The organism is Planomonospora algeriensis, from assembly GCF_977012225.1.
In genome coordinates this window covers 1-9,472 of record NZ_CDRNDK010000249.1, presented here as the reverse complement: position 1 = coordinate 9,472, position 9,472 = coordinate 1, and the positions used below count along the sequence as shown (strand labels likewise).

Annotated in this window: 10 protein-coding genes; 4 read left to right on the top strand and 6 right to left on the bottom strand. The window is 72.5% G+C overall.

Going from position 1 to position 9,472, the window contains the following annotated elements; all coding sequences use genetic code 11:
- Positions 1–135: 135 nt before the first annotated feature.
- Complete coding sequence (locus ACWJ6R_RS22915; protein WP_449064201.1) at positions 136–993, bottom strand: LysR family transcriptional regulator; 858 nt, start codon at positions 991–993, stop codon at positions 136–138.
- A gap of 142 nt (positions 994–1,135) precedes the next feature.
- Here ACWJ6R_RS22915 and ACWJ6R_RS22910 point away from each other — a divergent pair, with 142 nt between their 5' ends.
- Positions 1,136–1,351, top strand: a complete 216-nt coding sequence (locus tag ACWJ6R_RS22910) for a DUF6158 family protein (RefSeq protein ID WP_449064200.1) — start codon at positions 1,136–1,138, stop codon at positions 1,349–1,351.
- Between the two features lie 47 nt (positions 1,352–1,398).
- Positions 1,399–1,638 carry a hypothetical protein gene (locus ACWJ6R_RS22905; RefSeq protein ID WP_449064199.1) on the top strand — a complete coding sequence of 80 codons (240 nt, stop codon included), beginning with the start codon at positions 1,399–1,401 and terminating at the stop codon, positions 1,636–1,638.
- 55 nt (positions 1,639–1,693) lie between these two features.
- Here the strand turns inward: ACWJ6R_RS22905 and ACWJ6R_RS22900 are convergent, their stop codons facing one another.
- The 5 genes from ACWJ6R_RS22900 to arfA all read right to left on the bottom strand — a co-directional run bounded on the left by ACWJ6R_RS22900 (position 1,694) and on the right by arfA (position 7,353).
- Positions 1,694–2,515, bottom strand: coding sequence for a patatin-like phospholipase family protein (locus ACWJ6R_RS22900; protein WP_449064198.1), 822 nt, complete (start codon positions 2,513–2,515; stop codon positions 1,694–1,696).
- Between the two features lie 125 nt (positions 2,516–2,640).
- Complete coding sequence (locus ACWJ6R_RS22895) at positions 2,641–3,459, bottom strand: carbohydrate ABC transporter permease (RefSeq protein WP_449064197.1); 819 nt, start codon at positions 3,457–3,459, stop codon at positions 2,641–2,643.
- A 49-nt stretch (positions 3,460–3,508) separates the two neighbouring features.
- Positions 3,509–4,504 carry a carbohydrate ABC transporter permease gene (locus ACWJ6R_RS22890; RefSeq protein WP_449064196.1) on the bottom strand — a complete coding sequence of 332 codons (996 nt, stop codon included), beginning with the start codon at positions 4,502–4,504 and terminating at the stop codon, positions 3,509–3,511.
- On the bottom strand, positions 4,501–5,841 hold the full coding sequence (locus ACWJ6R_RS22885) for an ABC transporter substrate-binding protein (RefSeq protein WP_449064195.1): 1,341 nt from the start codon (positions 5,839–5,841) through the stop codon (positions 4,501–4,503). Before ACWJ6R_RS22885 ends, ACWJ6R_RS22890 begins: the two co-directional genes overlap by 4 nt.
- Positions 5,842–5,844: 3 nt before the next feature.
- Positions 5,845–7,353 (bottom strand): arabinosylfuranosidase ArfA, encoded by a 1,509-nt coding sequence (gene arfA / locus ACWJ6R_RS22880; protein WP_449064194.1) that lies wholly within the window; start codon positions 7,351–7,353, stop codon positions 5,845–5,847.
- 169 nt (positions 7,354–7,522) lie between these two features.
- On the opposite strand from arfA, the gene ACWJ6R_RS22875 reads away from it, so the two are divergent.
- Entirely contained in the window at positions 7,523–8,518 is a 996-nt protein-coding gene (locus tag ACWJ6R_RS22875; RefSeq protein ID WP_449064193.1) for a LacI family DNA-binding transcriptional regulator, read from the top strand.
- Positions 8,519–8,637: 119 nt separating this feature from the next.
- Positions 8,638–9,186 carry a redox-sensitive transcriptional activator SoxR gene (soxR, locus tag ACWJ6R_RS22870; RefSeq protein WP_449064192.1) on the top strand — a complete coding sequence of 183 codons (549 nt, stop codon included), beginning with the start codon at positions 8,638–8,640 and terminating at the stop codon, positions 9,184–9,186.
- Positions 9,187–9,472 lie beyond the last annotated feature (286 nt).

Below are 9,472 nucleotides of genomic sequence, written 5' to 3'. Positions count from 1 at the left end.
GACGGTCGGGGGAGAGGGGGCGGGCGTCGAGGTCCTGCGGCGCGGTGCCGAAACGGGGGTCGCCGTCCAGCCAGGCCGCGTACCGCGTGCTGCGCCGTACGGCGTCGGCGTGGGCCGCCCGCGCGTGCTCGGCGATCACCGAGGCGACCCGGGCGACGGGTGACTCCGGGTGCAGCCGAGCAGCTGCCGCCACCGCAGCGGGGCGCCCGCGAGCGGGAGCAGCCCCAGCCCGGCGGCGGGCTGGAAGGTCGCCTGGCACAGCGCGACGGCGCGGCCGACGGTGGCCAGGTGCATGCACGTGGCCACATCGGTCTCGTAGACGGTCTTCGGGGTGAAGCCCGCGCGGGCGCAGGCCGCCGCGAAGCAGTCGCTGAAGCAGCCGTCGCCGGGGGTGGCCGTCCACTGCTCGTCGGCCAGCTCGCCCAGCTCGACCTCCCTCCTGCCCATCAGCCGGTGGTCCTCGCTGAGCAGCACGAAGACCGGGTCCATCGCGATGGTCGTCCAGACGACCGGACCGTCCACCGGCGGCGGGCTCTCCCCGCAGACGCCGATGATCGCGAAGTCCAGCCGCCCAGTGGTGAGCATCGCGTTCAGTTCCCTGGCCGACCAGGAGGTATGGGTCGTCACCGGCGTCGACGGCCACGCCGTCGCGAGCCGGTCCACCAGCCCTCCGAGGATCGGTCCGTTGGTGGCGCCGAGCCGGTAGCGGGGGATCTCCCCGCATGCGTTGGCGAAGCGCACGGCCTCTTCCTGGAGCTCCCGGGCGGCGGGCAGCAGCACCCGTGCCCGGGCCAGCACCAGCTCTCCGAGAGGCGTGGGCCTGGCGCCGTTGTGGTCGCGGTCGAAGAGAGATCCTCCCAGCACCCGCTCTATCCGTTTGAGCTGCGCGGTCAGCGCAGGCTGGGCCAGCCCGAGATGGGTGGCCGCCTTGGTGACGCTCCCGGCCTCGGCGACCGCGCGCACGATCCTGAGGTGTCGGAGCTCGAGATCCATACCGGGAAGGTAAGGCCCCGGCGGTATGGCCGCAATGAGAACAAGTCATGAAATCTGACTCAATTTCGTGGAATCGTTCCAATGCCGTATGCCGTACCGGAGGTGAGGAGAGGCCGCCACGGGGTAAGCGGATCCCATGACGATGGGAATCGATCCTAAGGACCTGGCAGAGGACGACCTGATCCGCGAGCTGCGCCAGCTGCACGCCACCCGGACGGACACGTTCCTGCACGGCTCGGCCGACGCGCTCGCCAACCACAGCACCCGGACCGAGGAGCTCGAGGAGGAATACCTGCGCCGCCACCCCGGGCGCCAGGTCGATCCCGAACGGCTGCGCGAAGGCGCCCGGCAGCGCTGAGACCGGCCCGGCCGAAGACCGGCGGGCTCCACCGAGGAGGTACGGCCATGCGAGACGACCCCCGTGATGTCCAGACCCTGTCGACCGACGACATGACCGTCTACGAGGCGGTGGCCTACCTCGCCGTGGACGGCCGCGTCGCCGAGACCGCGGAGGTCGCCCACGTGGCGGCCCTGCCGGAGGAGGCCGTACGGCGGAGCCTCGCCGCCCTGGCCGAGCAGGGCTGGATCGAGCCCCGGGGCGGGGCCCACGTCCTCGGCCCGCACGACTGGTCGGTGGAACGCTGAGCCCGGACGGCGCGGCGGGTTCAGCCGCCGCGCCGGACGATCCACAGGGGCGCGGTCAGCCCCAGACCTTCCGTACGGCCTCGGCGACGGCCGGGGCCTGGGCCAGTCCGGCGTCGAAGGCCGGGCGCCACAGGGACGGGTCGAGGACGTTGGAGCCGAAGACGGCGGCGGACGCCTCGTCGGGGGCGACGTGGGCGATCTCCGCGTCACCGAGCCGGGCGAGCTCGGCGGTGAAGCGGGCCCTGGGGGAGAGGTGCGCCAGCGGCTCCAGGACCACCACGGCCGACGAGCCCTCCGCCAGGTCGGCGTTGGTCGCCGAGCGGACTCCGCCGTCCATGTAGCGGCGGCCGCCGATCTCCACCGGCGGGAAGACGCAGGGCACGGCGCAGCTGGAGGCGACCGCCGTGACCATGGGCACCCCGGAGCCGCGCTCCCAGACGACGAACTCCCCGGTGCCGCAGTCGACCGCGGTGATCAGCAGCCGCCGCTCCGGCCACTCCTGCACCGGGAGCCGCTCGCCGATGGTCTCGATCCTGGCCCCGGTGTCCTCGACCGAGAGTGCCATCGCGCCCACCCGCCGCCGGGCCTCCCGCGGGTCGAGGGACGGGTCGTACAGGATGCCGAAGGCGGCCATCACCGCCTCCATGTCGACCGCCGGGACGGTCGCCCTGGTCTCCGAACCGGCCTGGACCGCGACCGCGCTCTCCAGGTCCGCGCCGGTGGAGACGAGCGCCCCCACCACCGATCCGGCGGACGTGCCGACCACCAGGTCGGCCTCCCCCAGGTCCACGCCCGCCCGCCGGAGACCGGTGACGACCCCCGCCTCCCAGGCGATCCCCGCGACGCCTCCGCCGCCCAGCACCAGTGCTCTCGTCATGCGCCCATTCTTACCTGATCGCCCCGGGAAGTCCCGGAGGTTCCGACAGGCGCCGGTCGTCCGCGGAGTCCTGTCCGCCCCGGTGTCCGGTCAGCCCTTGAGCCCGGAGCGCGAGATGCCCTCGATCACCAGCGCTGGGCGACGAGGTAGAGCGCGATCACCGGCAGGCTGGCGATCACCGCCCCGGCCATCAGCAGGTCGTAGCGGATGCTGTTGGCCCCCTGGAAGTTGCCCAGGCCCGCGGGGAGGGTCAGGGAGTCGGGGCTGAGCAGGACGTAGATCGGCCACAGGAAGTCGTTCCAGTTGGTGAGGAAGGAGAGCAGGAACAGCGTCACCAGCGCCGGCCGGGCCAGGGGCAGGACGATGGCGGTGAAGATCTGCCAGCGGTTGCAGCCGTCCAGCTCGGCGGCCTCCTCCAGTTCCCCGGGGAGGGTGAGGAAGAACTGGCGCAGGAAGAACACCCCGAACGCGCCCGCCGCGGCGGGGACGATCACCGCGGGCAGGCTGTCCACCCACGCGAGCTCGTTGACGATCAGGAAGTTGGGGATCAGGAGCACCACCGGCGGCACGAACAGCGTCGCCACGACCGCGGTGAAGATCGCGCCGCGCCCTCTGAACCGGAGCCGGGCCAGCGCGTACGCGGCGGGGGCCGCGGTGACCAGCACCAGCGCGGCGTGCCCGGTGGCGGCGATGAGGCTGTTGGCGAACCAGGTCAGGATCGGGCTGTCGGCACTGGTGAGGATCTCCCGGTAGGCGCCGGTGGAGAAGGGGGCCGGGATCCACTGCGGGTCGGTGGACCCCGAGCCCTCGCGGGTCTTGAAGGAGGTGGAGAGCATGTAGACCAGCGGGCTGAGGTACAGCGCCGCCACCAGGGCGAGGACCAGGTGGAGCAGGGCCCGCCGCAGCCCGCGGGCGTCCCGGGGTCCGGGGCTCCTGAGGTTCATCGATTCTCCTTCGGGCGTGGAGCCCCCGCCTTCGGGCGCGGGGAGGGGGTCAACGCGCGCTCCGGTCGCGGAAGGCGCCGAACACCAGGGCGCTGGCCGCCATGAGGCAGGCGGCCAGGATGAAGCTCATGGCCGAGGCGGTGCCCATGTCGAACTGGCGCAGGCCGGTCTCGGCGATGAGGTAGATCGCGGTCTTGGTCTGGTCGGCGGGCGCGCGCGTGATCAGGTAGGACTGGCCGAACATGTTGGCCGAGGCCAGGATGGTGGCGTTGACCACGAACACCGTGACCGGCCGCAGGCCCGGCAGGGTGACCGCGCGGAACCGGCGCCAGGCCGAGGCGCCGTCGACCATCGCGGCCTCGTGCAGCTCGCGCGGGATGTCCTGGAGCCCGGCCAGGAAGATGACCGCGTTCAGCCCCAGGGTCCACCACACGGTCACGCCGACCAGGGCGATCCAGGCGGGCGGCACGTCGGTGGTCCACTGCACGTCGAGGCCGAGGTAGTGGTTGACCAGGCCGATGTTCCCGTCGAGCAGGAACCGCCAGAGGAAGCCGACGACCGCGACCCCGAGTACGTACGGGGCGAAGTAGACGGCGCGGTAGAGGTTGCGCCCGCGGAAACGGCCGTTCATCAGCAGCGCCACCAGCAGCGGCAGCACGATCAGCAGCGGCACGGAGAACAGGGTGAAGATCCCGGTGGCCCGCATCGCCAGCCAGAAGCGCCCGCCGTCCACGCTGGAGGAGTCGAACAGCTCGGTGTAGTTCTCCAGCCCGACGAACGGCTTGGCGGGGAGGTTGACGTCCCACTCGTGCAGGCTGGTCCAGAACCCGAAGCCGATCGGCAGGACCATGAAGACGGCGAAGAGGGCGAGGTAGGGCGCGAGGAAGGCGTACGGCGTCCACCACCGCATCCGGCGCGCGGCCCCGCCCGGGGCGGCGGGTCCCGTCGCCCCGGGCGGGCGCCCCGGCCGCTCCAGCACGGTCCCCGGCCGCCCGCCTCCACCGGCCGGGGGCGCTCCCTCCTCCCGCGGCGCGGGGCCGGTCACCGGCCGTACTTCCGCTTGTTGTCGGCGAGCAGCTTGTCGGCGGTGGCCGTGCCCTCCTTCAGGGCCTCGGCCGGGCTCGCCTGCTTCAGCACGGCCTTGGCCACCGCCAGCTCCAGCGCCTTGGACTGCACGTCGCCGACGCCGGGCAGCGCGGGCAGGAAGCGGAAGACTCCCACGTCCTTCGCCAGGCCCACCTGGGGCAGGCCGGCGACGGCGGGGTCCTCGCGGACGGAGTTGCGGGCGGGGATCATCCCGGCCTTGGCCCACTCGGTGGACCGGCGGCTGACGGAGTCGATGAAGGCCTTCGCCGCCTGCACCTTGTTCGGGTCCTTGCCCGCCTGGGAGGTGAGCACGAAGTTGTGCGAGGCGCTCCACACCGCCGGGGTGCCGCCGATGTCCGGCACCGGGGACAGGCCCCACTCCAGCGACGGCGCGTTCGCCTTGAGGTCGTTGATCTGCCAGATGCCGTCCCAGGTGAGGCTGACCTTGCCGTTCTTGAAAGCGGCGTACTGGGTGTCGATCGCGACCTTGGGCGGGCTGAAGCCCTCGTCGATCTGCTCCACCATCCAGCTCAGCGCCCGGACCCCCTGGTCGGAGCCCCACAGGGCCTTCGCGCCGTCCTCGCTGTAGAGCTCGCCGCCGTGCTGCCAGAGCAGGGACATGAACATCAGGTGCGCCGGCCACTTGTTCGGCATCCAGAACGGGGTGGCGATCCCGGCCTTCTTGAGCTCCGCGAGGGCGTCGGCGTAGGAGGCCTTGTCCGCGGGGGCGTCGGACAGCCCGATCTTCTCCAGGTGCTCGCGGTTCCAGTAGTCGCCCAGGCTGTGCACGTCCAGGGGGACGCTGTAGCGCTTGCCGTCGAAGACTCCGGCGTTCCACACGGCGGGGATGAAGTCGGCCTCGGTCAGCTCCAGCGCCCCGACCACGTCGTCCAGCGGGATGAGGGTCCGCCGGGCGGCGAAGGTGCCGATCCAGTCGTTGTGGATGATCGCCACGTCCGGTCCCTTGCCGGCGGCGATGGCCGTGGGCATGGCCGGGTAGAGGTCCTCCCAGCGGCGGGTGATGTTGCGGACCTCGATCCGGCCGGAGAACTCCTTGTTGAACGCCTCCACCATGGCCCGCATGTGCGGGCCGTCGCCGCCGGTGAAGCCGTTCCAGTAGTCCAGGGTGACCTTGGGGCCGGTGTACTCGCCGCCGGAGAACGACGGCGCGGCCGAGGCGGGCGCGGAGGAGCCCGCGCCGATCTTGGTCCCGCCGCTGCAGGCGGACAGGGCGGCGGTGAGGCCGGCGGCGCCGGTCAGGCCGAGGAAGGAGCGGCGGGAGAAGGAATCGCTCATGTCTTACTCCTGGGGGGCGAAGCGGACAATACTCCATGAAACTGGCGGGAGGGTGAGGGCTGCCCGGCGGCCGTCGTGGCGGAGGCCGGTGCCCGGGCGGGGGACGACCCGGTCGGGGGCGGCGGCGGAGTTGACCGCCGAGAGGTCTGCGTCGGCGAGTTCCAGGTGCTCCACCGGGACCAGGCCGGCCGGGAGCGCCACCTCGAGCTCGCAGGGGCGGCGCCGGTCGCGGTTGACCACGAAGAGCGCCGTCTCGCCGGTGGCGTCGTCGAAGGTGGCGGTGGCCCAGACGGCGGGGGCCTCGCCGTACCTGGCGGTGGGGATCACCGCGCACTCCGGCTCCACCCGGAGCACCTGGCCCCGGGCGTGCCGGGCGGTCAGCGCGAACGGGTGGAAGACGCTCTGCCGCCAGGCCGGGCCGCCCGGCTCCGTCCGGATCGGGGCGATCACGTTGGCCAGCTGGGCCTGGCAGGCGACGCCCACCCGGTCGGCGTTGCGCAGCAGCGTGATGAGCAGGCTGCCGACCACGACGGCGTCGGTGACGTCGTAGTCGTCCTCGATCAGGCGGGGGTGCTCGGCCCAGTCCAGCGAGGACTCGCCGGGGAAGCGGCTCTGGTACCAGACGTTCCACTCGTCGAAGGAGAGCTTGATCCGCCTGCGGCTGCGCAGCTTCGCGCCGACGTGGTCGGCGGTGGCGGCGATCGAGCGGATCATGTGGTCCATGTCTGCGGCGCTGGCCAGGAAGGAGTCGGCGTCGCCGTCGGACGGGTCGTAGTAGGCGTGCAGCGAGATGTGGTCGACCATCTCGTAGGTCGCCTCCAGCACCTCGGCCTCCCACGCCCCGAACGTCGGCATGCCGCTGTTGGAGCTGCCGCAGGCCACCAGGGACAGATCGGGGTCGAAGCGCTTGAGCGCCCGGGCGGTCTCGGCGGCGAGCCTGCCGTACTCGCGGGCGGTCTTGTGCCCCATCTGCCAGGGGCCGTCCAGTTCGTTGCCCAGGCACCACAGCCGCACGCCGTGCGGCTTGTCCACGCCGTGCGCGCGGCGCAGCTCCGACAGGCGGGTGCCGCCGGGGTAGTTGGCGTACTCCACCAGCTCCAGCGCCTCGGCCACGCCGCGGGTGCCCAGGTTGAGCGCCATCATCGGCTCCACCCCGGCCTTGGCCGCCCAGGCCATGAACTCGTTCAGCCCGAAGGCGTTGCCCTCCAGGCTCCGCCAGGCCAGGTCCAGCCGGGCGGGCCGATCCGCCACCGGCCCGACGCCGTCCTCCCAGCGGTAGTTGGAGACGAAGTTCCCGCCGGGGTAGCGGACCAGGGTCACGCCGAGCTCGCGGGTCAGCTCCAGCACGTCGGTGCGGAAGCCGTCGGCGTCGGCCAGCGGGTGGCCGGGCTCGAAGACGCCGGTGTACACGCAGCGGCCCATGTGCTCGACGAACGAGCCGAACAGGCGGGGCTCCACCGGGGCGATCCGGAAGGCGGGATCCAGGGTGAGACGGGCGCTGGTCGTCGGCAAGACACGACCTCTCTGTCAACGCGGTGTTTCGGTGGTGCGTTTGTACAACGTTGTTCCAACGTTGTAAACAGGGGCGTGGGAGGTCGATACCGGGGCGTTACGATCGACCCCGTCAGATCGTGTGCGGCACGTGGCGGCCGTACGACCAGGGAGGTGAGAGCGGGTGGGGGTGAGCCTGCGTGACGTCGCGGATCTGGCGGGGGTGTCGGTGAAGACCGTCTCCAACGTGGTCAACGGGTACGCGCACGTCGCGCCCGCCACCCGCGCCAAGGTGGAGGAGGCGCTCTCGCGGCTCGACTACCGGCCCAACCTGTCGGCGCGCAACCTGCGGCGGGGGCGCACCGGAGTGATCGCCCTGGCGCTGCCCGAGCTCGACGCGCCCTACTTCGCGGAGCTGTCGCGGTTCGTCATCGACGCGGCGGCCGAGCAGCGGTGGCTGGTGGTGATCGAGCAGACCGACGGGAGCCTGGAGCGCGAGCGGCAGATCCTCGACGGGGTCCGCGACCACCGGGTGGACGGGCTGATCTTCAGCCCCATCGCGATCGGCGCCGACGAGCTCGCCGCCCGCACCGACGAGACGGCGCTGGTCCTGCTGGGCGAGCGCATCCACGACGGCCCGGCCGACCACGTGGCGATCGACAACGTCCGCGCCGCCCGCGACGTCACCGAGCACCTGATCGGCCTGGGCCGCACCCGCGTCGCCGCGCTGGGCGCGCAGGACAGCGCGGTCAGCGGTACGGCCCCGCTCCGGCTGGCCGGCTACCGGGAGGCGCTGGCCGCGCACGGGCTCGGCGAGACGGTGGTGCGGGTGGAGCGCTACCGGCGGGCGGACGGCGCGGCGGCGATGGCCGGGCTGCTCGCCGGCGACGACCGGCCCGACGCGGTGTTCTGCTTCAACGACCTGCTGGCACTGGGGGCGCTGCGCGCGATCCTCTCCTCGGGCCTGCGGGTGCCCGAGGACATCGCGCTCGCCGGGCTCGACGACATCGAGGACGGCCGCTACAGCACCCCGACGCTGACCACGGTGGCCCCGGACAAGGCCGAACTGGCGCGGATCGCGGTGGACCTGCTCCGGCGGCGGATCGACGGCCGGACCGGCCACGCTCCGCAGGAGGTCCGGGCCGGCTACCGCCTCGTGGCCAGGGAGAGCACCCTGGGCCGCTGACGCCTCGGGGAGGCGGCCTCCGCCCCTTGCGCGCCGCCGCTGCGGGTGGAGGCGTCCGCGACCGTCATGCGCCCGGGTCGCGACCTCAAGCTATCTTGAGGTCGCGTTAGGATCGGGCCGTGTCCCAGACCACGGAACTCAGCGTCGGCCAGCTCTCCGCCCGCAGCGGGGTGGCGATCTCGGCCCTGCACTTCTACGAGGCCAAGGGCCTGATCCGCAGCCGCCGCACGGCGGGCAACCAGCGCCGCTACACCCGCGACACGCTGCGCAGGATCGCCTTCATCCGGGTCTCCCAGCGGGTCGGCATCCCGCTGAAGACGATCCAGCACGCGCTCTCCGCGCTGCCGGACGGGCGCACCCCGAACCGCGACGACTGGGCCCGGCTCTCCGAGCTGTGGCGGACCGAGCTGGACGACCGGATCCGGCAGCTCCAGCGCCTGCGCGACGGCCTGACCGACTGCATCGGCTGCGGCTGCCTGTCCCTCGACCGCTGCGCGCTGGCCAACCCCGGCGACGTGCTGGCCGGCCGCGGACCGGGATCGCGCCTGATGGTCGCCCCGGCCGCGGGCTGCGCCGTACCGGGGGAGGCGGACACCGGGGCGGATGCCGTACCGGGTTTCGGGGTGTGCGGAGGGCCGGGTGGAGAGGCGGACTCCGGCGCGGCGTGAAAATTACATCAGCCCCGCGGTCCTACCTCGCCTTTGTTGGTTTGGTACTCAAACTAATTGACGGTGCGCCGACGGCCGTGTGAACCTCTGGGCGCTCATGCACGCGCATCACGGGCGGTCGGAGGTCGGGTTCCCGCCCCCTGATCGTGCATGGCGGTTCATCCATTTGCACCGCGGAGGGAAGCCGTACATGCGAAGAAGACTGGTCAGCGTGCTCGCCGCCTCGGCGCTGACATGCGCGGCGGCGGGCGCCGCCGCCACGGGCGCGGCCGCGCAGACCGCCCCG

Excerpts from the sequence above, each read along its gene's own strand:
- ACWJ6R_RS22895 (WP_449064197.1), bottom strand. The coding sequence starts at position 3,459 with ATGAACCTCAGGAGCCCCGGACCCCGGGACGCCCGCGGGCTGCGGCGG.
- ACWJ6R_RS22905 (WP_449064199.1), top strand. The coding sequence starts at position 1,399 with ATGCGAGACGACCCCCGTGATGTCCAGACCCTGTCGACCGACGACATG.
- ACWJ6R_RS22910 (WP_449064200.1), top strand. The coding sequence starts at position 1,136 with ATGGGAATCGATCCTAAGGACCTGGCAGAGGACGACCTGATCCGCGAG.
- ACWJ6R_RS22915 (WP_449064201.1), bottom strand. The coding sequence starts at position 993 with ATGGATCTCGAGCTCCGACACCTCAGGATCGTGCGCGCGGTCGCCGAG.
- ACWJ6R_RS22900 (WP_449064198.1), bottom strand. The coding sequence starts at position 2,515 with ATGACGAGAGCACTGGTGCTGGGCGGCGGAGGCGTCGCGGGGATCGCC.
- ACWJ6R_RS22885 (WP_449064195.1), bottom strand. The coding sequence starts at position 5,841 with ATGAGCGATTCCTTCTCCCGCCGCTCCTTCCTCGGCCTGACCGGCGCC.